Origin of the sequence: Sodalis ligni, assembly GCF_016865525.2 — a bacterium.
In the GTDB taxonomy this organism is placed as follows: Bacteria; Pseudomonadota; Gammaproteobacteria; order Enterobacterales; family Enterobacteriaceae; genus Acerihabitans; species Acerihabitans ligni.
Genome location: NZ_CP075169.1, coordinates 360,581 through 386,998 on the forward strand (window position 1 = coordinate 360,581; position 26,418 = coordinate 386,998).

Genomic DNA, 26,418 nt, shown 5'->3' on the forward strand with positions numbered 1-26,418 from the left:
GTAATACGTGATTAAAGTTGACGGTATTTCGGCTTATGTTTTTTCGCTCCATTGTTCAGCCGCGTACAGCGCGTCGTCTTGCTCCACTAGCCCCTGGCGCTGTGAAAACGCGGCCTGCCTTTGGTTGGCCCGATGCAGCAGGGTGCGTTTGAATATTGCCTCCCGCAGATCGCATTCGCCCAGATCCGCCCGGCTGAAATCCGCATAGGTCAGATCGCAGGCGAACAGGCGGCTACAGTTCAGGCTGGCGTGATGGAACAGACACTGAACCAGCGTGCTGTGGGAAAAATCCGCCCGCTGCAGTTGAGCGCGGATAAACTGCCCCTGATTAAACCGGCTGTTCCGGCAGGCGGCGTCCTGAAGATCGCTGCCGATAAACAAAGCCCTATCCCCCTGAATACCCTCCAGGCAAGCGCCTTTGAGCGAGGCGCCGCTGAAGCTGCTTTGCGTCAATATGGACCGGCTGAAATCCACGCCGTCCATCCGGCTGTCGTTAAACTGGCAGCTTATAAATTGTTGCTCGCGGTAATCATTGCCGCGATGATCGCAGTTGAAAAACACGCAGCGTTCAAAACGGTTGCCGGTGAAGCGGGTTGAACGCAAACTGAGGTCAAATATTGTGCAGAGCGTCACCTGACAATCTTGCAGCATCCCCTGCGGCAGCGGGGTTTTAAAGAGGGTTACGGTATTAAGCGCGGTCCGGTCAAAAAACGCCTGTTTCAAGTCACTTTGCAGCAGATGGCAGCCGGTAAGCGATGCCTCGCGCCATCGGCTGCCCTGCAGAGAACAATGATTAAACAGATTGTTCTCTAGCCTGCATCCGGTGAACAGCGCCCGATCGAGGGAGCAATGGTTAAACCGGCATCGGGTGAGGGTGCCGAGGTGAAAATCTCCTTGATCCAGTCGGCATCGGTCAAACATGCAGTCGTCTAGATGATGTTGGCTGAACACCACCCGGTCAAACACCACATCGATAAATACCGCGCCGGCCAGGCGGACGCCAATAAGGGAATCGTTGTTTAAAATGAGCGATTCAATGATTTCTCCCTGACGAATTTTTTGTTGTAACGCTAAGGGAGAAAGGGTTGTATTCATGATTTCCCTTTCTTACGGGGCAGGGTTTTGCATTGCAATGTGTAAGCCTGCTGCCAGCGGGTCCGCTCATCAGCGACGGATAACGACAGGTCGGCGCGAAAGAGGTTGGCGGCGCGCAAATCGGCGCCGGCTAACCGGCATTTCTGTAGCAGCGCGCCGGTGAGATTGGCCTGGTTGAGCCGTGCGTCGGTAAAATCGGTGCGGACAAACAGGCAGCCGCGGGCGTCCATGGCGATAAGCTGTCCGCCGGTAAGATTCGCTGCGCTAAAATCACACCCCTCAGCCCTCGCCCGGGAAAAATCCGCCCCCGCCAGGGCGATTTGGCGAAAATTACAGCCTGACAGCCGCCCATGGCTAAAATCGGCCCGGCGGGCGCGGGTTTCACCGGTAAAAACACAATCAGTCAGTCGGCTTTTTCGGCAGCGAACGTTATCCAGCGCCATATGGATAAACGAACAATCCGTCAATGTCGCGGTGTCAAAGTTTACCCGTTCCAGGCTGCCGTCAAGAAAGGTCATTTTTGCCAGCCGGCCATGACTGAAATCCATTCGCTCAAGATGAACCGCCAAAAAAACGCAATTCTCCATGACCGCCTGATGAAATCGGCAGTCATTGAGCCGGGTGTGGTGAAACAATATGCCGTCAATCTTCGCCTGCTGGAAATCACAATGGCTGAAGGTCGTCTGTTGCACCAATACGCGCTGTAGACTTGCGGCGGTGAACCGGCTCTGTTGACACACCGCGCCGGTCAGGCAGGCATCGTCAAGTCGGGCGTTATTCAGCGAAACGTTGCAAAGAGAGGCATGGGCCAACATGGCTTCGCCGAGATCGGCATCGTCCAGCAGACATCCGTCCAGTTTGGCGCTCTCCAGCAACGCTTGGCGAAAATCCCCTCGTCTTAAATCCATGGAGCGCAGATCGGCGCCGCTAAAATCCTGATGGCGAAAATCCCGGGTGGTCTCCATAACGGCCTGCACCTGCCGGCGCAGGTTCAGTGAATGCTCATCGGCGAGGGGGGGCGCCGGCGGGCGGGTATCGGCGGAGAGCCGGTACATTTGATGCAATCCCTGTCGTGGGCCGGCTTCGTGAGAGATGCCGGTTAGCGGGGGTTCCGCGCTTGCCGCAGCGGATTGGCTTAATTGCAACAGGCGATAATAATGCGCCGGCCCGGTGGCGGGTTCATCGTTAATATCTGCATGTGCCGCCATGGCGGCGGCTTTTTGCCGTGCCTGTTGTTGATATCCGGTTGCCTGCTGTTGCATATCGGCCATAAAAGCCGGTAAATTATCCAACGCGGGAGGGGGAGGCGGCGTTGAAAACGTCCCCAAGTCCGGGCTGTCGGCGGTCGAAACCTGTACTTGCCCGCGCCGCTGCTGTTCCCGCCGCGCAAGATTTTCCCGCCAGGGACTTTCTTGCTGTCGCATGTCGGTATCCAGCCAGGGAGCGATCAGGCTTTCAGCCATTAAGTCCTGGTCACGCAGGGCATGTGCCGCGCCGGTATCCTTTTTTTCACGGCGATGGATGACCTCATGATAGTGCTCCGGAGGACGGGCTTCCCGAGACAATTCCATCGCCGCCGTCAGTTGCCGCACATCCGCCGCATCGTCCTGATCTATTGCGCAACAACCATGCCATATCAACAGCATTTTTTGCAGGTGCGGGAAAAACCACAGCGTGGTCGCCCGCAGGGTAATTTCTTCCGGACTCTGGCCCGGCGTGCCGGCGCGCTGAATAAAACAGCGAGCTTGCCACGGCGGCAGGCGCCCTTGCTGTACTGCTTTGTCGGGATGCATATTGCCGATACGCCATTCGGCCTCTAGAGGTAAGGCGCTTTGCTGCGGCCACCATTGATCCGGCTCGGCGCGGTTGAACAGATGCCAATCAATATCGCGGGCGTACCCCGGAAAATCTTGCTTTAGCCATTGGCTGTCGTATTTTTTGCCGATCCGTCCGAATTGCCTGGGCCAGGTAAAGTCCAGGGGACCGAAACCACAGGGCGGTGTTTTGTGCCGCAGCGGGCCGAGTGGGTGCCCGGGATGCTCGATGCGGGGCAGCGGGTGGTAGTGATGCCCCTCATGCATGACCGGCGCGGCGCCCATGCCGAGAGGATTCTCCGCTACATGTTCGCCGCCATAGGCATTTTCCCAATCCAGACGCAGTTTTTCGAAGGGGCGAGCAGGCGAGGGATAGCCGTTTACCCAATAACGTTCGCCAAATGCCAGCAGGCTTTTTTCCTTTTCCGCCACCCGGATAGTTGCCAGACAGACGTTTTTTTGTGCCTGATGGTGCGTATAGGCATAACCGGTAGCCAAAAATTCGGCGCAGGGTTTGGGAAGTGCCATATCCACCATCGCCGCGTTGCCGGTGAGTTCTTGCGCCGCCAATTGCCATAATTCCGGCTCGGGCCGTATCTTGGGCACGGCGCTCATGTCGGTCAGCGCCAGGACGGCTATACCCAACCGGTTTTCGCCTTGCCATTGCCAGGGGCGATGCAGTATCCCCAAGCGTAACGGTTTGATTATTTTCATGGACATGAGCCTTGTGGGTGTTCCCGGACTATGGCTATAGAGCGCGGCAAAGGTGGCGGTTCAGATAAATAGGGTGAGGACGCTGGTGTTCAGGTTTAATAAGGCGGTCCGAATATCCATTTGACCTTGAGTGATGTTGATGCCGATAGTTTCCATTTGCATGGCGGTATTGGCTATATTGACCATTTTGGTGGACATAACCAGATTATCGGTTTGCATGGACATTTGCGACATCGCGATATTGATCTGATTGATGTTTTCAGCCGTGCAGGCGACATGCACACTATTCATGGAATGGGTTTCGATGTTCTTTTGGACGTTGTGAACCAGTGAATCCGCGGAGATACGCATTTCCCCCGCGCTGCAAAGAGTGATGGCGGCGTCCGAGCATATCGAAAAATCTTTTTTCGCGTACTCATCGCATTTCCCGTCGATATGCCTGCTGGCGTCCCCTTTTATCCGGATGTCCCGGTCTTTCTCCACGGTGAGTTTATCGCCTCCCCGAATAGCGGTCAGTTTGCTTTTGACATAAAGAATATGGATCGGTTGCCGTTCATCACCCGGCCGGACGGCTGAGAGACGAAGAGGCACGGGCTGCCCGTCAGGAACACTTCCGGTCCGGCAGGTGGTTAATGCGTTATTCCCTTTATTTTCCTGGTCGGCCAACAGGCTTTCGCCATAGATAATCTTGTTCGCGGCTTCAAACATAAGACAGTCGCCGGCGTACTGACTGATGGTTTCACCGGCATGCTGACGAATGGTGTTGCTGACGATGCGCTCGCTATGCCCCTGGACCTGCCGGAAGTCACCGCCATTGATGATATCGGCTCGGCCGCCGCCGGCGATAATACCGGTTTTACCCAGTAAAAAGGTTTGCCGATCTGGCCCCGCTTTCAGCGTGTCGCAGGGGCCGTGGTGGGACGATGAGGTGCGGCCGGTTATCCGTTGCGTCAGATTGCCGTCGGTATCGTTATGCTGATCACCCTCGACGGATATCGTCATGTCCCGTTCGGCGTGCATAGCAAAGGTTTCCTGTCCGGGGGAATCCTCCAGATACAGGTAGCTGGCATTGTCCCGCCCGCCGGCTTTACTGCGGCTCATCATTCCCATTCTCGTGGCGTGCGCCGGCAGTTCCCAAGGCGGGAGCGCTTCTTCATTATAAACCCGGCCGGTGACAATCGGCCGATCCGGATCGCCGTTAATAAAATCGACGATCACCTCTTCTCCCACCCTGGGCACCTGCTGGCTGCCGTACTTCCACCCGGCCCAGCCGCTTGATACCCTGACCCAGCATGAACCGGTGTCATCGCCGGCGCCGTGCCTGTCCCAGCGAAACCTGAGTTTGACCCGTCCATATTTATCAGTCCAGATGCTCTGGCCCCGCGGACCGGTAACCTCGGCGGTTTGCGGTCCATGGGTTTTCGGCCAGGGCGTGACGCGGGCCGGTCGCCAGGTCACCTCGGCGGGAACCGCCTCGACGTCCGCGACAAATTCGGCGCGGGCTTCCTCCGGCGAGGATACCGATGAGGAAACGCCGTTCTGAAAACGAAAATCCCGCAGGCGATATCGCATGCCGGTTATCAGATAGCCGGCCATGACTGCCGGGCGAGGAAAGTTGAGCAAGGTAAAGGTAAAACCGGGCGCCATACCGCGGGCCGTTGCCAGGCCGGACATGGTTTGCTGGCCGGCCTCCAGCGCCTGCTGCCGGATTTGCGCCAAAAACTGTCCGTGCCGGTTATCCTGATAGCGGCCGGGCCAATCGAAGACACCGGTTTTAAGGGCGGCGAAGGAGGCCTTGTTCCGGCACACCTCCAGCAATTGCGCGCGTGGCTTGCGAAAATCGTAGTCGTCGAGAGAGCATAATTCGGGGGTGATTCGATGAGACATCGACCAGCGCCGAATGCCTTCCCCCAGCTCGGTCACGCCAAATCCCGGTTGTTCGTAAGCGATGGTTTCATAGCCGGGAAAAGGACCGTGGGCCTGCGGCGCATCGCATAACACCATAACGTGCCCGGCAGCATGATGCTTGAAATAATAATAGATGCCTTCGTGCTCCATCAGACGGCTGATGAAATCGAAGGCGCTTTCCTGGTACTGAACACAATTCTCATGGGGTTGGTAGCTGCAGCACAGCAGGTTTTCTACGCTAAAATGATATTCCGCCAATACGGACATGATAATATCCGGCAAGGTATACCCTTGCCAGATACGGCAATCCCGATTCATGGTCAGATACCACAGCGCGGGGCGCAAAAAAAACCTATAGAGGTTATATTTTTCTGTTTGCGAATCACGGCCGCTGAATTCAACGTGGCATATATGACCATGAAGATAACGCGATTCCCCTTCGGTGCAGGCTATTTCCAGCGCCATATCCTTGCCTAGCAGGGTTTCCATATCCATATCAATGCGCAGGCTCAGGCATTCCACCTCAAAAAGAAATAGCGCCGAAAGGCGTTCTTCCCCAACGAGCTGCTTGAATACCAAATCCGTCGGGCATTCATTATCAATGATAATGCGATTAATGATTTTGTAAGCCACTACGATTCCTCAATCCATTCATTGATAATAATAATGTTCGGCGCCTGGCTTAGCTTTACTAAACGCAGGTCTGTTGCTGATTAGACGCTAGGGTAATGGAATTCCGCCTCAATGTGTATAAGGTGTTTACAGGATATATCAGGCCAATATGCCAATTTCTTAACCAACGTCCCCATGGCCTTCGCCAAAAGAGATTACTCCACCAAACCTAGACGATGAGACCAGAGGACAAGTTCGGTGGCTTTATGTACATCCAGTTTACGCATGATATTAAGTCGATGGGTTTCAACGGTTTTCGGGCTTATGGAAAGGGTGCTGGCAATTGACTGGTTACCGGCGCCTTCCGCGATTTGTTTTAATACCTGGCGTTCCCTCGGGGTTAGGGATAGCGCGTCATTCGCCGGATCGTCCAGCAGGCGGCCGAGCCGGCTGTGATTCAATATGGGGTCGATATAGCGTTTTCCGGCGGCAACGATTTCGATGGCTTCCAACAGCCGCCGCGCCGGGCTCATTTTCGAGACAAAACCCGCGGCCCCGAGGCTTATTACCTTGGCGGCATGATGTTCGCCCTGTCGTGCGGTATAAACCACCACGCGTATCGCCGGCCAGCGGCGCATTAATTGCACCAAGACATCCTGCCCCTCCATACCCGGTAGCCCCAAGTCCAGGATGATGATATCCGGCCGGGTTTCGCGACAGAGTGGATAGGCGGATAGCCCGTTATGCGTGGAACCGACCACCTGGAAATGCGGAAAAGGCCGCAGCAATAAGTCGATGCCATGGATAATCAATTCGTGATCATCGATTATTAATATTTTATACATACTTTTCCTAATGATTATTTCTAAATAGTAGATTATGGCTTGTACCAAAAAACCAGAATAGTTCCTCCCCTAAACGCTAATTTTTTGCCACAAGAAAAGAGAGTATGCATTGACCATTAATACCGCGGGCGTTGGAAATATGATTGTCTATAAAATTCTCACTGTATAATTATAAAATGTGATCATATTTTAACTTACTTATAAATCAAGCATAAATTTCATCAGCGCACTTAATATTTCCATTCTGTTTAGGAATGGTACAATCGTAATGACCCTTTTCTCTCATGCGCTATTCTATACCCTGAATAATTCTATTTGCAGGAAGGCGGCAACGCCCTGCAACTTGAAGCAAGACAAGTTTAAAGAGCTTGGCGCATTGACGCTTTACTCTCCTTCTCGTCAAATAAGAACCATGGTAAAGCTTGACGTTGAAATAGGTTGTTTAAAATTCTATTTTTACTGAGTAGCCACTTGGTTGCGTCCGGTCACTGTTCATGATGAATAGTGACCGGACGCAACCAAGACATCCGATCTCGGGTCTACAACATTTCTGTACCATTAAGCTTACTCTTTGAAACACCAGGCCGGCTTGCCGATGTTGTCAAAAGACGCTCATGATTGTATTACTTATCGGTTTCAATAAAAAAACGGTGGTCCCGGAGGGCATATGCGGTTTTACTCTTGGATTTCTTAGTGAGGGCAAGAACGATGTCAAAAACGATGGCAAGATGGGGAGCTACTAATGAAATTATTGCGTTATGGCCTGCCAGGCGAAGAGCGTCCCGGCATACTGGATAGTCAGGGTAAATTACGCAGTCTCGATAAGTATGTGCGGGATGTGGGCGGTACCGCATTATTGCCGGCCTCCCTTAATGTGCTCCGTGGACTGGATATCCAGCAGTTGCCGCTGGTGGGCGGCGAACCCAGGCTGGGACCTTGCGTCGGCGGCGTGGGTAAATTTATCTGCATTGGCCTTAACTATGCGGACCATGCCGCGGAAACCGGCGCGGCGATCCCCGGTGAACCTATCGTATTCAATAAATGGACCAGCGCGATTATCGGGCCGAACGATGAGGTGCAAATTCCACGGCAATCGATGAAAACCGACTGGGAGGTGGAACTGGGCGTCGTTATTGGCCAAGGGGGCCGCTATATCAGCGAGCAGGACGCCATGAATCATGTGGCCGGTTATTGTGTGGTAAACGATATTTCCGAACGCGAATGGCAAATCGAACGGGGCGGCACCTGGGATAAGGGCAAGGGTTGCGATACCTTCGGGCCCATCGGTCCCTGGCTGGTGACCGCGGATGAAATTCCCGATCCCCAGGCGTTGAATTTATGGCTGGAGGTGGACGGCAAGCGTTACCAGAACGGGAATACCGGTACGATGATTTTCGGCGTCAGGCACATTATCAGTTATCTGAGCCGGTTTATGAGCTTGCAATCCGGCGATATCATCGCCACCGGCACGCCCCCGGGCGTGGGCATGGGGCAAAGGCCACAGGCCGTATTCCTGCGGGCGGGTCAAACCATGCGTCTGGGCGTCGAGGGATTGGGTGAACAGCGTTTAAAAACGATCCAGGCCTGAACAGATAGATTTTAGGTAGTGAATCCCGGCATGGCGGCCCATGCCGGGTCACAATCAGATGCGGTTAATGGCCGGCGGCTTTATCGATGGCGGCTTGTAAGGCCGCCTGATCAACCGCGCCGGCAAAAACAGTGATATTGTCTTTCGCGGCGCCTTCAGTGGGCATAATGACGAAGCCAGGAGTGCCGCTAAAACCGATTTGCTGCGCCAGCTCGTTGATATGGCCCAGCGTGGCGACATTTTTATGCAATTCCGCCGCCGCCGGCTGCGGGAAATGGATTTGTTTAAGCACGCCGGCGATATCTCCATCCGTCAATTTGCCTTCGTTGTGGCCGGTTTTATAGATCCCGTTGTGATAAGCAATATATCCTTTGGCGCCTTGTTCTTTCCACACGCTCAGGCCGGTTTCGGCGGCGGTGATGGAGGGCTGCCAGCGGCCGCCGAAAATCGGCCATTCCTTGAAGACAAATTTTACCTTGCTGTTAGCCTGCATCACGGATTCCATAATGGGCGCCATCTGATTGCAGTAGACACATTGATAATCGAAGAATTCCACCACCGCCACCTTGGCATCAGCCGGACCTACCGCGGGGGTATCTTTATCGGCGATTAGCGCGGCCTGATTATTCAATACGCCTTCGGTCAAGGCGCTCGCCTGCTCCTGGGCCTGTTGCGCCTGCAATTTCTGGCTGACCTGTACCAATATTTCAGGGTGCGCCATCAAATAGTCGGCGGCGATTTTGCCGATGGCTTCCTGCTGTGCCGGCGTGAAGGGCGCCTGTGCCGTGGTATCCGCCAGGGCAGTTCGGCTTATCAATGCAAGGGTCGTCACCAATACGGCATGTTTGAGTTTGAAATTCATCACATTTCCTTAGAAGCCGTCAAGTATACAAACATGACATAAATAGGGGGATTTCAGGGTGGGAGGATGCAGCATACCATCCTCCCACCGCTGCGAAAACGTAAATCATATGGGGTGAATAGGCAATGGATGGCGGCGGAGTTATGCCGTTACCTAAGATTGTCACTCAGTGGCGACATCTAACCTCATGTAAAAAAACGTTATATTGCGGATGAGCGGAAAACTGTCGTTATTCAGGGACAGTTAATGGCTGGGGGGAATGATGATGCCGGGCTATAGAAGTCGGAAGGCGGGATAAAAACTTGTGGATGCATGATATTTAATCACATGAATTTCAAGTATTTTTTTTCAAAAAAATCGTCTTGCGAGGCCTGTCTGCCGATGCTCTTGCCGGCCATAACGCCAGAGTGGCATGGGTTGTGCAACAGTCTGGAGGTAGATGCTCATTCCAACCCTTATGTTCGCGTTGACGCCTCATATCTACGCCTCATAAACCTGGGAATGACGCAGAGCCAAATTAGGGTGCCTATTGTCCATCCTCTTGATGAATTTTCATCAGACATCCCGGACAAACCGTTGAGTGAGGCACCACCTGTTGTCTTTGATCCGACCTTATGCACTTGCCTTGATGGCAAGTGCTTTTTTATGGCTGCGGCGATTTCAACGTCATCAGCAAACCGTCCCGACGCATCTGCGCCGACTCTTCCGGCAAATGCAGGCGGTCCAGCACATCCGCCAGCCAGGCGTAGTCATGGGCGTCCGGACGCTGTTTGAGCGCGGCGCGAAAAGCCTCGGCGGCGGCCTGCCATTCACCGCGCTTCATCAGCAATTGCCCCATAGTGCTATCAAGCAGCGGCGTGGCACCCTGCTGTTTAATCTGCTGGCGCAGCACTTTTTCCAACTGTTCGGGATCGCCGGTTTTCAGCCGGGGTATAAGCAACAGCAATTGTTCATTTTTCTGATTTTTCAGCCCCTTAACGATAATGGCCTGCGCGGTTTCATGATCATTGCATTCGATGAGATGTTCCGCCAGGGCCACCAGCAGGCGGGTATCGCCGCGGGTTTTGCGATCCTGACCGCGCCACCAGCGGTTAAGTCCTTCACTACCCTCATTTTCCATAATCTGATCCATCAGGCCGGTGTAACCCTGATAGGCCAGCGCATCTATTTTCACTTCCTCATAGACGCGGACTTTACGCATGGCCGGCAGGATATCCAGCAAAGCCTGCCAGGCATGGGTGCGGATAAATGCCTGTTCGGCCAGACGCAATACCTCCGGGTGCCGCGGGGCAATGGACAATAAATGGTCGACGCCATGGCGGGCAGCATGATTTTCATTGCGCGCCAACTGCAGCCGGACCCGGGTGATATCCACCGGCAACTGATCGCTGTCGGCGGCTTCCATAGCGCGCTCAAGATGCTGGTTGGCCCGGACATCATCCCCCCGCTGCTGGGCGGCTTCAGCGGCCAGCAAGTAGTTCACCACCGGCTGCTCCGCATGGTCGGCGTCACGGGTCAATAATTTTTCCACCTGGCGGTAGTCCCCTTCGGCCAGTTTCATCATTGCCGCTTTGGTGTGCCTCCGGGCATTGTGGCTTTTACGGCCGAGGAACCAGCGCTGCGTACGTGCGCCGGTGCGGAACACCCTGCGCAGGATGGCTTCGATAACAAACAGCACTATCAGCGATACAATCAATATAATGATGAGGCCGGTGACGCTGGTTTCAATATTGTAATTGTCGGTCTGTATCAATACGTAGCCCTGGTGACCGGCCACCATGGGGCCGATAACAATGCCGGCGATCAACAGGATAAGCAGCAAGAATACCCGTAGCATCGTCTATTCTCCCTGGTTGGCGGCGGCAGCGGTGGGTTGCGCCAACAGGTTGCGCACGCGGGTTTGCATCAGTTTTTCCATCAGGGGCTGGCTGCGCAGCTGATCCGGTACGTTCAGAGACACGCTTTGCTGGCTCAGGGCGTCCACGTCGGCGAGAAAAGCGCGGGTGCTGGCGTCATCGGTATCAAAATAGGCGCGTACCCAGGTGGACACGGTTTCCAGGGACTGTTGGTACACTTCGTTCTGATGGCGAGGCACTGCCTGGGCGGCGATGAGCAGGCGGGAGCGGATATTTTCCCGCAGATAAATATCCTGATTCGGTGCCAGCAAAGGTTCGGCGCCGGTATCTCTACGGCGGATAGTAATGAAATCATTGATAAAATTATGCCAGCTTTTGCTGAGATTTTGCCGCCATTCACGCACCGATCCCGAAAGCTTGCTGTCGCCGTCGCTGTCCATCGGCGCTTCATCGCTGTCGTTATCCGCCAGGCGCAGGTTATCCACCTGGTTCGACAGTTGATTCACTTTCAGAATTATGCCATCGAAATCAATCTGGCTGACGGCGGACAAACCGGCGATATCGTCGGTAATCGCGCGCCGCACCGGCATCAAACTGGGATCGTTCATGTCCGCCAGGCTGGCGTCGGCGCTTTTCAACAATGCGCCGGCGGTGACGACGTCCTGATCGCTCCACAGTTTACGACCCGCCAGTTTTATCAGAAAATCCGCCTGCGCCAATAGCCAGGTATTGGCTTCAGAGCCAGAAATAGTAGCGACTCTCTCTCGTAATTCTCCCAGCTGCCTGGTCTGATCCGCCGCCTGCTGCCGGGCGGCGGTCAATGCCTGGCCCTGTTGTTGCAGTGCGGTTTGAAATTGCTGCTGCTGCTGCTGCTGCGCCTGCTGCAGTTCGCTGAGACGGGATTGCAACTGCTGGCTGGCGGCGGCTTGCGCCTTGCCCTGGCGCACATTGTAGAAATAGAGCGCGGCGGCCAGCAGCAAGGCGAGGATAATGGCGATTACCGCCAGTATGATTCCTATAGTCGGTTTAACGCCGCCGGGACTGGCGCTTTTGCCTGCCGGCGACGGCTGCGCCTCGCCTAATGGGGGTGCCGTTGCTCCGGACCGGGATGCGCCGGAGGTATCCGCGGTGCCGGTCGCGTTTTCCTGCGGTATTGTTGGAGTAGTGTGTTCCGTCATATTGGCCTATCCCATGTTGAATTTAGAGCAGCACGCGCATAAGCGCATCATTGTCTGCCGCGTCGGCTACGACGATATCCGTCCAGCCCAATTGGCGGGCTAAAGCCCCTAATCGTTCACTCACCACAATCAGCCGGCAGGCAAGCAGCCAGGAGTCGCGATAGTAAGCAGGAATTAAAGTATAGAATTGTTGTAACATTTCGCCGCTGGTTATGATCAAAGTATTTATACCCAGTTGCAGGCATCGCCGACTTTGCTCATCACCGTCGTAACTCACCGGGCTGCGGCGGTAGCATTCGCAGTAACCGACGTCGACGCCCCGTTGGCGCAGCGTCTGTTCGAGAACTTCCCGTCCGCCGTTACCGCGCAAAATCAAGGCCCGCCGCCCCGCCACCCGTTGCAGGGCGGGAAGGTCGAGCAGATGCTCGCTGTTTTCGCCGTCGCGGGGATAGTCCACGTTTAATCCGCTCAGGGTATGCAGCAGTAATCCGCTGGTACGGCCCACGGCGAAATAATTGAGCTGCGGGGGCCACGCCACTCCTTGCCGGGCCAGCAAAGCGTGCGCGTAATTCACTGCATATTTGGATACCGCGAACAGCATATCCCCCGCCGTCAGTGTCTCAAGGCGCGACGGCAATAATGCCAGTTCTTCGCCGGGAGAGAATTCAATCAAGGGTAAATGCCAGGCGGATTGTCCCCGGGAGCGCAGGCGATTGACCAGCTGTTCGCCGGCCGGTGATGGACGGGTGACCAGGATGGTCATTGCGGCGGTTTTCCCTGGTAGACCAGGTCAAGGATGTCACGGGCGCCGCCCCGCAGCAGTTCTTCCGCCAGCGCTTCGCCCAGGGCTTGCGCCTCGGCGAGCGGGGCGCTGCGTTCAGCGCGGATTACGCGGCTGCCGTCAGGACTGCCCACCAGAGCCCGTAGCCACAGCCGGTCGCCGTGGATTTCGGCATAGCTGCCGATAGGCACTTGGCAGCCGCCGTCAAGGCGGGCGTTCATGGCCCGTTCGGCGGTGACCCGAATGGCGGTTTCCCGATGATGGAGCGGCGCCAGCAGTTTGAGCGTGCGGCTATCGTCCAGGCGGCATTCGATGCCCACCGCGCCTTGGCCGACGGCGGGCAGGCACTCTTCAGGCTCAAGGGGCGAGCGGATGCGTTCTTCCAGGCCCAGCCGCTTAAGTCCGGCCACCGCCAGGATCACCGCGTCGTAGTCTCCTTGATCCAGCTTGGCCAGACGGGTGCCCACGTTACCGCGCAGATCGCGGATGATCAAATCAGGCCGGCGTTCCTTTGCCTGGCACTGCCGGCGCAGGCTCGAGGTGCCCAGCACCGCGCCTGCCGGTAAATCTTCCAGACGATCGTAGCGGGAGGAAACAAAGGCATCGCGGGGATCTTCCCGTTCGCAAATCGTCGCCAAACCCAGTCCGTCGGGAAAGGAAACCGTGACGTCTTTCATGGAATGCACGGCGATATCGGCGCGGTCTTCCAACAGCGCCCGCTCCAGCTCTTTGATAAATAACCCTTTTCCTCCGACTTTGGCCAGCGGGGTATCCAGCATAATGTCGCCGTGGGTTATCATCGGCACCAGCTCTACCCGCAGATCCGGATGGTGGCGCAGCAGTTCCCCCTGCACGTACCGGGCTTGCCACAATGCCAGTGGACTTTGCCGGGTGGCGATCCTTATCAGGTTATCTTGCATAGTGTTCGTTACCGTTTCAATCATTCACCGCCCATCCTATCATTGCATCCCATCACTGCATCCTATCATTGATGGTAAGGCTCTGAAAGGCATAGGGATCCAGGGGGGGAAGCGTCGGGCAACCCGCCGACATCTTGGAATTAAAGGTAGCAACAGGGAAAAGTGTTATAATTAATGAGTAGCTTAACTTCCTTTACGGTCAAACAGCAAGGTGTTAAATTGATCACGTTTCCAGCAATTACCGGCCGAGCATTCTTCTAACTTTATATCCGGGCGGCTTTGGAAATAGGATTTTTTAGGCACCGGGATAACCAAGCGAGACGTCTTGTACTTCTATATCGAGACACTGAAACAGAGACTGGACGCGATCAACCAACTTAGGGTGGATCGGGCATTGGCGGCTATGGGGCCGGCCTTTCAGCAAGTCTACAGTCTGCTGCCAACCTTATTACATTATCATCACCCAATGCTTCCGGGTTACCTCGAAGGTAACGTACCCTGCGGCATTTGCTTTTACACGTCCGATGATAAACAAAACGCCTCGCTGACCGAGATGACCAAAAAATCGGCCATTCCGCTGGTGGCTCCAGTGAGCGGCGAACGGCCGATTACCGGCGTCTATTCCATGGGCAGCACGTCCTCCATCGGCCAAAACGCCAATTCGGATCTGGATGTCTGGGTCTGTCACCAGTCCTGGCTCGACAATGTGGAACGGGCCCAATTGCAGCGTAAATGCCTGCTGCTGGAAAAATGGGCGGCGGCCCAGGGCGTGGAGGTCAATTTTTTCCTTATTGATGAAAATCGCTTCCGCCACAATGAAAGCGGCAACCTCGGCGATGATGATTGCGGATCCACGCAGCATATCCTGCTGCTGGACGAATTCTACCGTACCGCGGTACGCATGGCCGGCAAGCGTATTTTGTGGAACATGGTGCCGGGGGATGAAGAAGATCATTACGATGAATATGTGATGTCGCTGTATGCCCGCGGCGCGTTGACCCCCAATGAATGGCTGGATTTGGGCGGCCTGGGTACGCTTTCCGCCGAAGAGTATTTCGGCGCCAGTCTGTGGCAGCTTTATAAAAGCATCGACTCCCCCTATAAAGCGGTGCTGAAAACCCTGCTGCTGGAAGCCTATTCCTGGGAGTATCCCCACACCCAACTGCTGGCGATGAATATCAAGCAGCATCTCCACGACGGCGAGATCGTCTCTTTCGGCCTGGATCCTTATTGCATGATGCTGGAACGGGTCACCCATTACCTGACCCAGATTAACGATATGACCCGGCTGGATCTGGTGCGGCGCTGTTTTTACCTTAAAGTCTGCGAGAAATTGTCTTCTACCCCGGCAAGCGTGGTCTGGCGGCGGGAGATCCTCAGCCAGCAGGTCAAGGAGTGGGGCTGGGACGAAGCGCGTCTGAGCATGCTCGACGATCGCGCTAACTGGAAAATCGGTCAGGTGCGGGAGGCGCACAACGAATTGCTCGACGCCATGATGCAAAGCTACCGTAACCTGATTCGTTTCGCCCGACGTAATAATCTAAGCGTCAGCGCCAGCCCGCAGGATATCGGGGTATTGACCCGCAAGCTTTATGCGGCATTCGAAGCGCTGCCCGGCAAGGTCACGCTTATCAACCCGCAGATTTCCCCGGATTTGTCCGAGCAGCACCTGACGTTTATCCATGTGCCGCAGGGGCGCGCCAATCGGGCTGGCTGGTATCTGTATAACCAGTCGCCGTCGATGGAATCCATCATCAGCCATCAGCCGTTGGAATATAACCGCTATCTGAACAAGCTGGTGGCCTGGGCCTGGTTTAACGGGCTGTTGACTCCTAAGACCTGCCTGCATATCAAAGGCAGCGATGTATGCGATCTGGGCCGGTTGCAGGAACTGGTAGCGGATGTTTCCCGCACTTTCCCGCTACGGGTTCCGGCGCCGACGCCCAAAGCGCTGTATAGCCCCTGTGAAATCCGCCATCTGGCTATTATTGTCAATCTTGAATACGATCCCACCGCCGTTTTCCGCAATCAGGTCGTGCATTTCGATTTCCGGAAACTGGACGTCTTCAGCTTCGGTCAGCAGCAGGAATGCCTGGTGGGCAGCATCGATTTGCTGTACCGCAACTCATGGAACGAAGTGCGCACACTGCATTTCAACGGCGAGCAGGCGGTGCTGGAAGCGCTGAAAACCATTCTCGGCAAGATGCATCAGGATGCCTCGCCTCCCGACACGGTGGAGGTGTTCTGCTATAGCCAGCATTTGCGCGGCTTGATCCGAACCCGGGTACAGCAGCTGGTTTCCGAATGTATCGAGCTGCGGCTTTCCAGCACCCGCCAGGATCCGGCCCGTTTCAAAGCGGTGCGGGTTGCCGGCCAGACCTGGGGATTGTTCTTCGAACGTCTGAGCGTCTCGGTGCAGAAGCTGGAAAACGCCATTGAATTTTACGGCGCCATTTCCAATAACAAGCTGCACGGCCTGTCCATCCAGATGGAAACCGATAAGGTGCATTTGCCGCCGGTGGTGGACGGCTTTGCCAGCGAAGGCATCATTCAGTTCTTCTTCGAAGAGAGCGCGGACGAACAGGGTTTCAATATTTATATCCTTGATGAAACCAACCGGGTCGAGGCTTACCATCATTGCGAAGGAAGCAAGGAAGAGCTGGTGCGCGATGTGAGCCGTTTCTATTCTTCATCCCACGATCGATTTACCTACGGTTCGAGCTTTATCAACTTCAATTTGCCCCAGTTCTACCAGATTGAGCAGCTTGACGGGCGTATCCAGGTGGTGCCGTTTCGCAACAGCGTGCTGTCGCATCTGGTGGCCGCCGCCCCCTATGATCAGGATGCATCTCAGCAGCAGGCGCGGTCGAATTAAACGTACCGGCCCAAGCAGCGCGACCCAACCTCCCCAACGATTCCTATTGCTTTTCAAGATCCAACTGCGATGATAGAGGGCTTGAGAGCATGAATGACAGGTAATGAATCGGATGAATAGTCAATTACGCCCCGTGATAACGGCGTTTTTAGTACTGGGATTGTACGGATGCGGGTTGAAAGGGCCGCTTTTTATGCCGCCGGCGCCTAAAACCACCGCTAAACCCGCTGAGTCACACAAGCTGACCACGACGGACACTTCCAGCCAATCACCGGTGCAAACGGCGAATCCCGGCAGTAACGCGCCTCATTCAGGCGATTCGGTCGTACCGTAAACGGAAGCGTAAAGGAGTGTCGTAAAAGGGTCGCAACGGGTGCTGAAAACGCGATTCGGTCGCATCCTGACATGAGAAGCGCTATGCTGCGCACAGAGTAGGTCAGCGGAGTAGGATATGCAGTTTTCCAAAATGCACGGTCTGGGAAACGACTTTATGGTCGTGGACGCCGTTACGCAAAACGTCTATTTTTCGCCGGAGCTTATCCGTCGTCTGGCGGACCGGCATTGCGGCGTGGGATTCGATCAACTGCTGGTGGTGGAGCCCCCGTACGATCCCGAACTGGATTTTCACTACCGCATCTTCAACGCCGACGGCAGTGAAGTGGCGCAATGCGGTAACGGCGCCCGCTGTTTTGCCCGTTTCGTCAGAATGAAAAGTCTGACCAATAAACGGGAATTACACGTCAGTACCCAAACCGAGCGGATGATCATCACCATTACTGATGATGATCAGGTGAGGGTGAATATGGGCGAGCCGAAATTCGAGCCGCAGGATGTCCCTTTTCGCGCCGCCAAAGCGGAAAAAACCTATATTATGCGGGTAGCGGAGCAGACGGTGCTGTGCGGCGTGGTATCCATGGGTAATCCCCACTGCGTTATTCAGGTGGAGGATACCGACGCCGCTCCGGTATCCTCCCTCGGTCCGCTGTTGGAAAATCACGAGCGTTTTCCCGAACGGGCGAATATCGGTTTTATGCAGGTGGTTAACCCCCAGAACATTCGGCTGCGGGTATTTGAGCGCGGAGCGGGGGAAACCCAGGCCTGCGGCAGCGGCGCCTGTGCCGCCGTGGCGGTGGGCATCCTTCAGGGCGTATTGTCGCAACAGGTGAAAGTCGAATTGCCGGGCGGCGTTTTGGACATCAGTTGGAAAGGTCCGGGCAACCCGCTCTTTATGACCGGGCCGGCGGTACATATCTACGACGGGTTTATTCATCTATGAAGAATATCGGGGAGCAAGTCGAGACGGCGCCGGTCCTGGACGACAGTACGGTTTCGCAATTCCTGGTACAAAATCCGGACTTTTTTATCCGCAACGCTCTCCAGGTCGAGCAGATGCGCATTCCCCATGTCAATCGGGGCAGCGTGTCCCTGCTGGAGTGGCAGATAACGCGCCAACGCCGGCATATCCAGCAGTTGGAAGAAGACATCGGCCGGTTGATGGAAGCGGCGGCGACCAATGAACAGCTGTTCAATCGCCTGCTGGATTTGCAAACCGACCTGGCCACCGCCGAAAGCCTGCAGGATTTCCTCAGCCGTTTGCAACGCTGGGCGCGCAGCCTCGGCTTGTCCGGTGCGCATATGCGATTATTCTCTGATAAATGGCTGATTGGCGCTCCCTCGGATTTTACCCATCTAGGCCTGTCCAGAACCGCCTTTGAGCCTTTGCGCATCCAGCGTCTCGGTCAGGGCAACCATTATCTGGGCACCCTTAACGGCCCGGAGCTGCTGCTGTTAATGCCTCAGGCCAGACAGGTCGGCTCGGTGGCCATGACCCTGATGGGTGAAGACGGCTCCCTGGGCGTGGTTATATTCACCAGCCGGGACAGCCAGCATTATCAATCCGGCATGGGGACCGTGTTGCTGCAGCAAATGGCTGCCCTGCTGCCCGGTTTGCTGGTGCGCTGGGTCGCTCGCCTATGACCGCCGGAGAATCGCCCCTACAGCCGAAGGTGGACGCCTTTTTGCGCTATCTGCGGGTGGAGCGGCAATTAAGTCCGCTGACCCAGGCCAGTTATGCCCATCAGTTAACCGCGCTGGTGGAGATTGCCGACGATCTTGGCGTCGCTGAATGGCCGCAGTTGGACGTAAGCCATGTGCGTTCGATGGCGACCCGCAGCAAGCGCCAGGGATTACAGGCCGCCAGCCTGGCATTGCGCCTGTCGGCGCTGCGCAGTTTTCTTGATTTTCTGGTGGGACGGGGAGAGTTGAAGGCTAATCCGGCCAAAGGCGTTTCCGCGCCCCGCGCCGGCCGCCATCTGCCGAAAAACATGGACGTAGATGAAGTCGATCGCCTGCTGGACATTGACAGCACCGATCCGCTGGCGGTGCGCGATCGCGCCATGTTGGAAATCATGTATGGCGACGGCCTGCGTCTGGCGGAAATGGTGAATCTCGACTGCGGCCATATCGATTTGGACGCCGGCGAAGTGAGAGTGGTGGGCAAGGGCAACAAAGAGCGCAAGCTGCCGCTGGGCAAATCCGCCGTCGCCTGGCTGCGGCATTGGCTGGCGCTGCGGGAATTTTTCGCCCCTGAGGACAATGCGGTATTTGTGGCGAAGACCGGTAAACGCATTTCCATGCGCAATGTGCAAAAACGTTTCGCCGAATGGGGAATAAAACAGGGCATTGAAAGCCATGTCCATCCCCATAAGCTGCGTCATTCGTTCGCCACCCACATGCTGGAATCCAGCGGCGATTTAAGGGCGGTGCAGGAATTGCTGGGCCACGCCAATCTCTCCACCACGCAAATCTATACTCACCTTGATTTTCAACATCTGGCCCAGGTTTATGACGCCGCGCATCCCAGGGCCAAACGAGGGAAGTCGTGATGCGTTTTTACCGCCCACTGCGCCCACTGCGGGCATTAACCTTTGATTTAGACGACACCCTGTATGATAACCGGCCGGTGATCGCCCGTACCGAACGGGAGTCACTGTTGTTTTTGCAGAACTATCATCCGGCCCTGAAATCCCTGGACGCGTCTTACTACCGCCGGATCCGGGCCGAGCTGCGCCAGCGGGAGCCGGAAATCTATCACGATGTGACGCGTTGGCGCTGGCGCGCGCTGGAACTGGGCTTGCGCAACCAGGGATTCAGCGATGCCGAGGCCGGCGCCGGCGCCGATGCCGCCATGGCGGAGTTCGCCCGCTGGCGCAGCAGCATTGACGTTCCCGCTGTCACGCATCAAACGCTGCGCGCGCTCGGCGCACGCTGGCCGCTGGTGGCCATTACCAACGGCAACGCTTCGCCCGCGGCCTGCGGCCTGGCCGGCTATTTCGCGTTTGTACTGCGCGCCGGTCCCGACGGGCGCGCCAAGCCTTTTCGCGATATGTACCATCTGGCGGCGGAAAAGCTCGGCCTGCCGCCGCAGAGTATCCTGCACGTGGGCGACGATTTGGCGGCGGATATTACCGGTGCCGTCCAAAGCGGCATGCAGGCCTGCTGGATAAACGATCGCGGCGGCAATTTCCGCCAGGCCCCCGACGCCCGCTTGCTGCCGCATTTGGAGATTTCGCGGTTGGAATCCCTGACAGCCTTGCTATAATCATCGCGGTTGCTGTATAAATAACCAGTAAATACGTACTAAAAGGCTCTTTATGGACGTCACTGAACTGCTTGCTGGCCTGAATGACAAACAACGCGAAGCCGTCGCCGCCCCGCGGGGCAACCTGTTGGTGCTGGCCGGCGCGGGCAGCGGTAAAACCCGGGTTCTGGTGCACCGTATCGCCTGGCTGCTGTCGGTGGAAAACAGCTCGCCCTATTCCATAATGGCCGTGACCTTCACCAATAAAGCCGCGGCGGAGATGCGCCATCGCATCGAGCATCTGCTCGGCCCGGGCCAGGGCGGCATGTGGATCGGCACCTTCCATGGTCTGGCGCACCGCTTATTGCGTGCCCATCATATGGATGCCGGCCTGCCGCAGGATTTTCAGATCCTGGACAGCGAAGATCAGCTGCGGCTGCTCAAGCGGATTATCCGCGCGCTGAACATCGACGAAAAGCAGTGGCCGCCCCGGCAGGCCATGTGGTACATCGGCGGCAAAAAAGACGAAGGGCTGCGTCCGCAGCATGTGGAAACCTACGGCAATCCCATTGACGCCACCTGGCTGCGTATTTACCAGGCCTATCAGGAAGCCTGCGATCGCGCCGGACTGGTGGATTTCGCGGAACTGCTGTTGCGCGCCCATGAGCTATGGCTGAACAAACCGCATATCCTGCAGCATTATCGCGATCGGTTCCGCAATATCCTGGTGGATGAGTTCCAGGATACCAACCGGATTCAGTACGCCTGGATCCGCCTGCTGGCCGGCGACCAGGGCAACGTGATGATCGTCGGGGACGACGATCAGTCCATTTACGGCTGGCGCGGTGCGCAGGTGGAAAATATCCAGCGTTTCCTTGATGACTTTCCCGGCGCGCAGACCGTCCGCCTGGAGCAGAACTACCGCTCCACCAGCAATATCCTGACGGCGGCCAACGCCCTGATCGCCCATAACGGCAGCCGGCTGGGTAAAAATCTCTGGACCGAGGACGCCGCCGGCGAACCCATTTCCATATATTGCGCGTTTAACGAACTGGACGAAGCGCGCTTTGTGGTCAACCGGATCAAAACCTGGCAAGAGGGCGGCGGCGCCCTTAACGACAGCGCCATTCTCTACCGCAGCAACGCCCAGTCCCGCGTCTTGGAGGAAGCGCTGCTGCAAAGCGCCATGCCGTATCGCATCTACGGCGGCCAGCGGTTTTTCGAACGGCAGGAAATCAAGGACGCACTGGCCTATCTGCGTCTCATCGCCAACCGCAACGACGATTCGGCCTTCGAGCGGGTGGTGAACACCCCCACCCGCGGCATCGGCGATCGCACCCTGGATGTGATTCGGCAAGCGGCGCGGGATCGCCAGCTCACCCTTTGGCAGTCCACCCGCGAGTTGCTGAATGAGCAGGTACTGGCCGGCCGCGCCGCCTCGGCCATGCGGCGCTTTATCGAACTGGTGGAAGCCCTGGCTGAGGAGACCGCCGATCTTCCCCTGCATGTGTTAACCGACCGGGTGATCAAGAATTCCGGCCTGTGGATGATGTATGAGCAGGAAAAAGGCGAAAAAGGCCAGGCGCGCATCGAAAACCTGGAGGAGCTGGTGACCGCCACAAGGCAGTACAGCTACCAGGACGAGGATCAAGATCTGATGCCGTTGCAGGCGTTTTTGTCCCATGCCGCGCTGGAAGCCGGTGAAGGACAGGCGGACGCGTATCAGGACGCGGTGCAGCTGATGACGCTGCATTCCGCTAAAGGCCTGGAGTTCAGGCAGGTGTTTATCGTCGGTATGGAAGAAGGCATGTTTCCCAGCCAGATGTCACTGGATGAGGGCGGACGTCTGGAGGAAGAGCGCCGGCTGGCCTATGTGGGCGTCACCCGGGCCATGGAAAAACTGACCCTCACCTACGCCGAAACCCGCCGCCTCTACGGTAAAGAGGCCTTTCACCGGCCGTCGCGGTTTGTGGGCGAACTGCCTCAGGAGTGCGTGGAAGAGGTGCGTCTGCGGGCCAGCGTGTCGCGGCCGGCGAACCATCAGCGCATGGGGACGCCCCTGAGCGAAAACGACAGCGGCTTCATCCTGGGGCAGCGGGTACGCCATCCCAAATTTGGTGAAGGAACCGTTATCAATCTGGAAGGCAGCGGCGAGCACAGCCGCTTGCAGATAGCCTTCCAGGGGCAGGGCATCAAATGGCTGGTGGCGGCCTATGCCCGGCTGGAGACGGTTTGACTCAGCCTGTGCCGTGCCGGCCGGTATAAAAGATATCCGCACCGGCAGGCTCCTGCGGCGGACGTCACAAATAATTCATCAATCAAAAAGCAGATTGTGCAAAAAATAGGCCATTGTGTCGTCGTTGCATATTGACAGCCTTTTTAATCTCGGCGTAACATGCGCGCACTATGATTGTGAGAGGATTACGCCTTGGACGCCCCCAGTAGATACTGGCTCGATAATCTGTTTATCAGGTACCACTAAGGCTTCCCCTATGCTGATGGCCTTAGCGGTTGTCAGCGACCCGCATGTATGTGTCGCGCTGAGTCAGATCTTTGATGGTCTGGAACTTGTCGGTGACATTCTCACCCCCCGGTTTCTCCTCTAATGCGTTTCCCGCTAGACACCGCTAAGGAAGCCATGGCGTATGCTTAACGCGTTTAAATTGGATCATAATCGCCTATCCCGTCTTGAATTGGATGAAGGCGATACGTTAACCGGTTCTCTCTGGGTGGATCTGATCGAGCCCGAGAACGGGGAGCGCGAAAAAGTTCAGGATGAGCTGGGACAAAGCCTGGCGACCCGCCTCGAACTGGAGGATATCGAAGCCTCCGCCCGTTTTTTCGAAGACGAGGACGGACTGCATATCCATTCGTTCTTTTTTTATGAAGACGCCGAGGATCATGCCGGTAACGCCACGGTAGCGTTCACCATCCGCGACGGCCGCCTCTACACCCTTCGCGAGCGTGAACTGCCGGCGTTCCGGCTGTATCGCATGCGCGCCCGCAGCCAGACCCTCACTGACGGCAATGCCTATGAACTGCTGCTGGATTTGTTCGAAACAAAAATAGAGCAGCTGGCTGACGAGATTGAAAACATCTACAGCGATCTGGAAGCGCTGAGCCTGGTCATTATGGAAGGGCATCAGGGCGATGAATACGATGAAGCCTTGTCTACCCTGGCGGAACTGGAGGACGTGGGCTGGAAGGTCCGCCTGTGCCTGATGGATACCCAGCGCGCGCTCAATTTCCTGGTGCGCAAGGCGCGTTTACCTTCCGGCCAGCTGGAGCAGGCGCGTGAAATCCTGCGGGATATCGAATCGCTGCTGCCCCATAATGAATCGCTGTTCCAGAAGGTCAACTTCCTGATGCAAGCGGCAATGGGCTTTATCAACATCGAGCAAAACCGCATCATCAAAATCTTCTCCGTGGTATCGGTGGTCTTTCTGCCGCCGACGCTGGTGGCGTCCAGCTACGGCATGAACTTCGAGTTTATGCCCGAGCTGAAATGGTCGTTTGGCTATCCCGGCGCCATTGCATTGATGATCCTGGCAGGCCTGGCGCCTTACCTGTACTTCAAGCGTAAAAACTGGCTATAACGCTGAGGGTGCGCCGGAAATAAGAAGATAATTTGTACGATAATTACTTATCTTGTTTCTGGTTTATGCTAAAACAATATGTTTTAGCATTACAGACAATTAACAATGAAACATTTGCCGTTATCTCTCCAGTGGCTGATATTGCTGTTTTTCTCATTGGCGCTGGGGTCCGCCCTGCAGTTGTATCACCTGCCGGCCGCCCTATTGCTCGGCCCGATGCTGGTGGGCGTGGTGATGGCTCTGTCCGGATCAACCCTGCATATTTCGCCTAAGGTTTTTATCGCTTGCCAGGCGGTGATCGGCTGCATGATAGCCTTGGTGCTCTCTCCGTCCATTCTCGGGATCCTGGTATCCTATTGGTGGCTGGTGGTGGTGGTGGTCTTGATGACGCTGGTGGCCAGCGGCCTGTCCGGCTTCCTGCTGGTGAGGTTCAGCAGCCTGCCCGGACCTACCGGGGCATGGGGCTCCTCGCCGGGAGGCGCGTCGGCCATGGTGGCCATGGCGGGGGAGTTCGGCGCGGATGTCAGGCTGGTGGCGTTTATGCAATACCTGCGCGTCTTGTTTGTGGCGGCGGCGGCCGCGATGGTAGCCCACCTCAGCCTCGGCGCGCAGAATAACGCGCCGGCGGAGATAATCTGGTTTCCCCCACTGGACTATCGTTTTGCCGCGACGCTTATCATTGCCGTCGTCGGCGCCTGGCTGGGCAGAAAACTGCATATACCGGCCGGGGCGCTGCTGATTCCCATGCTGGCGGGGGCGATGCTGCATATTACCGGTACCCTTACCATACAGGTCCCGCAGTGGCTATTGGCGCTGGCCTATGCTTTTATCGGCTGGAGCGTCGGCTTGCGGTTCACCCCGGCCATTGTGTTGCAAGCCTTGAAAACCCTTCCGCAGATGGTGGCGTCCATCGTGGGATTGATTCTGCTGTGCAGCGCGATGGCCTGGATTATGACCCTCTTGCTGCCGGTGAGCCTGCTTACCGCCTATTTGGCCACCAGCCCGGGCGGATTGGACACTGTGGCCATTATTGCCGCCGGCAGCCATGCGGATATGAGTTTTGTAATGGCCATGCAGAGCCTGCGGCTACTCTCCATCCTGTTGCTCGGCCCGGCCATAGCGCGCTTTATTTCACGCAATGCCGCGCCGCGCATGACGTGATTTTTTCTGCCAAAGCACGGCGTCGAAGATAAACACGGCCAGCGCCAGCCAGATAAAGCTGAACGCGTAGAGCTTGTCTTGGGTCATGGCCTCGCCATAGCAGAACACCGCCAGCAAAAACATCAGCGTCGGGCCGAGATACTGGAAAAATCCCAGGGTGGAAAGCCGCAGATTATTGGCGGCGTCGGCAAACATCAGCAGCGGCACCGTGGTGATGATCCCCGCCGAGATCAACAGCAGATTCAGCGACAGGCTGTTATCCCCCAGGTGGCTGGTGGGGCTGTCGGCGAAGTAGAACAGATACCAGGCGCCCACCGGCAACAGCCATAAGGTTTCAATCAGCATGCCGATTTGCGGGTCGATGCCGAGCCTTTTTCGCAGCAGGCCGTAAAAGGCAAAGCTGAAGGCCAGGCCAAGGGCAATGAGCGGCAGCGAACCGAATCTCCACAGCTGCATCAGCACGCCGCATGCCGCCAGCAGCACCGCCAGCCATTGCAATTTCCGAAACCGCTCGCCGAGAAACAGAATGCCCAGCAGGATATTCACCAGCGGGTTGATAAAATAACCGAGGCTGGCTTCCAGCATATGGCGATGATTCACCGCCCAGATGTACAGCAGCCAGTTGCCCCCCACCAACAGCGAGGTCAGGCCCAGCATCAGCAGCGTCCTGCCCTGGCGGAATATTGCCCTGACCTGCGCCCATTTGCCGCAAAGGGTCAACAACGCCGCCATGAAAAATACCGACCAGATAATCCGGTGGGTCAGGATCTCGGTGGCGGGCACCTGCTGGATCTGCTTGAAATAGGCCGGCGCCAGTCCCCAAATCAAGTATGCGCCGAGCGCGCATAACACGCCTCGGCGCGTGGATTGTTTATACATGAATCAACCAGACGGCAGTAAAGAAGCCAGCAAGTATAAGCCAAGCCCGTCGGGTTTGGCAGAGAGTAAGGTTTGCGTTAAAAAAAATCATGTTTTGGCAAATCGTGATAAATAAAAGCTTATCGTTAATGAAAATAGCTATTTGTGTGTAAAC

At 56.2% G+C, this 26,418-nt stretch carries 20 protein-coding genes; 10 read left to right on the top strand and 10 right to left on the bottom strand.

The window, feature by feature from the left end; genetic code table 11:
* Positions 1–33: 33 nt before the first annotated feature.
* The 4 genes from GTU79_RS01650 to GTU79_RS01665 form a co-directional block, all read right to left on the bottom strand.
* Complete coding sequence (locus GTU79_RS01650) at positions 34–1,095, bottom strand: pentapeptide repeat-containing protein (RefSeq protein WP_203524354.1); 1,062 nt, start codon at positions 1,093–1,095, stop codon at positions 34–36.
* Positions 1,092–3,623, bottom strand: a complete 2,532-nt coding sequence (locus GTU79_RS01655; RefSeq protein WP_203524353.1) for a DUF2169 family type VI secretion system accessory protein — start codon at positions 3,621–3,623, stop codon at positions 1,092–1,094. Before GTU79_RS01655 ends, GTU79_RS01650 begins: the two co-directional genes overlap by 4 nt.
* A gap of 60 nt (positions 3,624–3,683) precedes the next feature.
* Positions 3,684–6,164, bottom strand: a complete 2,481-nt coding sequence (locus GTU79_RS01660) for a type VI secretion system Vgr family protein (protein WP_214513654.1) — start codon at positions 6,162–6,164, stop codon at positions 3,684–3,686.
* 194 nt (positions 6,165–6,358) lie between these two features.
* Positions 6,359–6,988 carry a two component system response regulator gene (locus GTU79_RS01665; RefSeq protein ID WP_203524351.1) on the bottom strand — a complete coding sequence of 210 codons (630 nt, stop codon included), beginning with the start codon at positions 6,986–6,988 and terminating at the stop codon, positions 6,359–6,361.
* Positions 6,989–7,730: 742 nt separating this feature from the next.
* On the opposite strand from GTU79_RS01665, the gene GTU79_RS01670 reads away from it, so the two are divergent.
* Positions 7,731–8,576: a fumarylacetoacetate hydrolase family protein gene (locus GTU79_RS01670; protein WP_203524350.1), complete on the top strand. Its 846-nt coding sequence runs from the start codon at positions 7,731–7,733 to the stop codon at positions 8,574–8,576.
* Between the two features lie 64 nt (positions 8,577–8,640).
* Here the strand turns inward: GTU79_RS01670 and GTU79_RS01675 are convergent, their stop codons facing one another.
* From GTU79_RS01675 to hemC, 5 genes are all read right to left on the bottom strand, one after another.
* A complete protein-coding gene (locus GTU79_RS01675) occupies positions 8,641–9,438 on the bottom strand; it encodes a DsbA family protein (protein ID WP_203524349.1) in 798 nt (265 codons plus the stop codon).
* 643 nt (positions 9,439–10,081) lie between these two features.
* Complete coding sequence (gene hemY / locus GTU79_RS01680) at positions 10,082–11,275, bottom strand: protoheme IX biogenesis protein HemY (RefSeq protein ID WP_203524348.1); 1,194 nt, start codon at positions 11,273–11,275, stop codon at positions 10,082–10,084.
* A gap of 3 nt (positions 11,276–11,278) precedes the next feature.
* The gene (gene hemX / locus GTU79_RS01685; RefSeq protein WP_203524347.1) at positions 11,279–12,472 is read right to left on the bottom strand and encodes a uroporphyrinogen-III C-methyltransferase; all 1,194 of its coding nucleotides are present in this window, start codon (positions 12,470–12,472) and stop codon (positions 11,279–11,281) included.
* Positions 12,473–12,494: 22 nt separating this feature from the next.
* Positions 12,495–13,235 carry a uroporphyrinogen-III synthase gene (gene hemD, locus GTU79_RS01690; protein WP_203524346.1) on the bottom strand — a complete coding sequence of 247 codons (741 nt, stop codon included), beginning with the start codon at positions 13,233–13,235 and terminating at the stop codon, positions 12,495–12,497.
* The gene (gene hemC / locus GTU79_RS01695; RefSeq protein WP_203524345.1) at positions 13,232–14,173 is read right to left on the bottom strand and encodes a hydroxymethylbilane synthase; all 942 of its coding nucleotides are present in this window, start codon (positions 14,171–14,173) and stop codon (positions 13,232–13,234) included. Before hemC ends, hemD begins: the two co-directional genes overlap by 4 nt.
* Positions 14,174–14,498: 325 nt before the next feature.
* Here hemC and GTU79_RS01700 point away from each other — a divergent pair, with 325 nt between their 5' ends.
* The 9 genes from GTU79_RS01700 to GTU79_RS01735 all read left to right on the top strand — a co-directional run bounded on the left by GTU79_RS01700 (position 14,499) and on the right by GTU79_RS01735 (position 25,385).
* Complete coding sequence (locus GTU79_RS01700) at positions 14,499–17,048, top strand: class I adenylate cyclase (RefSeq protein WP_203524344.1); 2,550 nt, start codon at positions 14,499–14,501, stop codon at positions 17,046–17,048.
* Positions 17,049–17,160: 112 nt separating this feature from the next.
* Complete coding sequence (gene lptM, locus GTU79_RS30020) at positions 17,161–17,382, top strand: LPS translocon maturation chaperone LptM (RefSeq protein ID WP_253073472.1); 222 nt, start codon at positions 17,161–17,163, stop codon at positions 17,380–17,382.
* A 117-nt stretch (positions 17,383–17,499) separates the two neighbouring features.
* Complete coding sequence (gene dapF / locus GTU79_RS01705) at positions 17,500–18,324, top strand: diaminopimelate epimerase (RefSeq protein WP_203524343.1); 825 nt, start codon at positions 17,500–17,502, stop codon at positions 18,322–18,324.
* Positions 18,321–19,025 (top strand): DUF484 domain-containing protein, encoded by a 705-nt coding sequence (locus GTU79_RS01710; protein ID WP_203524342.1) that lies wholly within the window; start codon positions 18,321–18,323, stop codon positions 19,023–19,025. The genes dapF and GTU79_RS01710 overlap by 4 nt, the downstream gene beginning before the upstream one ends.
* Positions 19,022–19,933: a tyrosine recombinase XerC gene (xerC, locus tag GTU79_RS01715; RefSeq protein WP_203524341.1), complete on the top strand. Its 912-nt coding sequence runs from the start codon at positions 19,022–19,024 to the stop codon at positions 19,931–19,933. Before GTU79_RS01710 ends, xerC begins: the two co-directional genes overlap by 4 nt.
* A complete protein-coding gene (gene yigB / locus GTU79_RS01720; RefSeq protein WP_203524340.1) occupies positions 19,933–20,649 on the top strand; it encodes a 5-amino-6-(5-phospho-D-ribitylamino)uracil phosphatase YigB in 717 nt (238 codons plus the stop codon). Before xerC ends, yigB begins: the two co-directional genes overlap by 1 nt.
* Before the next feature lie 52 nt (positions 20,650–20,701).
* Complete coding sequence (gene uvrD, locus GTU79_RS01725; RefSeq protein ID WP_203524339.1) at positions 20,702–22,864, top strand: DNA helicase II; 2,163 nt, start codon at positions 20,702–20,704, stop codon at positions 22,862–22,864.
* Between the two features lie 409 nt (positions 22,865–23,273).
* Entirely contained in the window at positions 23,274–24,224 is a 951-nt protein-coding gene (corA, locus tag GTU79_RS01730; protein WP_132923800.1) for a magnesium/cobalt transporter CorA, read from the top strand.
* Positions 24,225–24,329: 105 nt separating this feature from the next.
* Positions 24,330–25,385 (top strand): AbrB family transcriptional regulator, encoded by a 1,056-nt coding sequence (locus GTU79_RS01735; protein WP_203524338.1) that lies wholly within the window; start codon positions 24,330–24,332, stop codon positions 25,383–25,385.
* Here the strand turns inward: GTU79_RS01735 and rarD are convergent.
* Entirely contained in the window at positions 25,356–26,264 is a 909-nt protein-coding gene (rarD, locus tag GTU79_RS01740) for an EamA family transporter RarD (protein WP_203524337.1), read from the bottom strand. The genes GTU79_RS01735 and rarD overlap by 30 nt on opposite strands.
* Between the last annotated feature and the right edge of the window lie 154 nt (positions 26,265–26,418).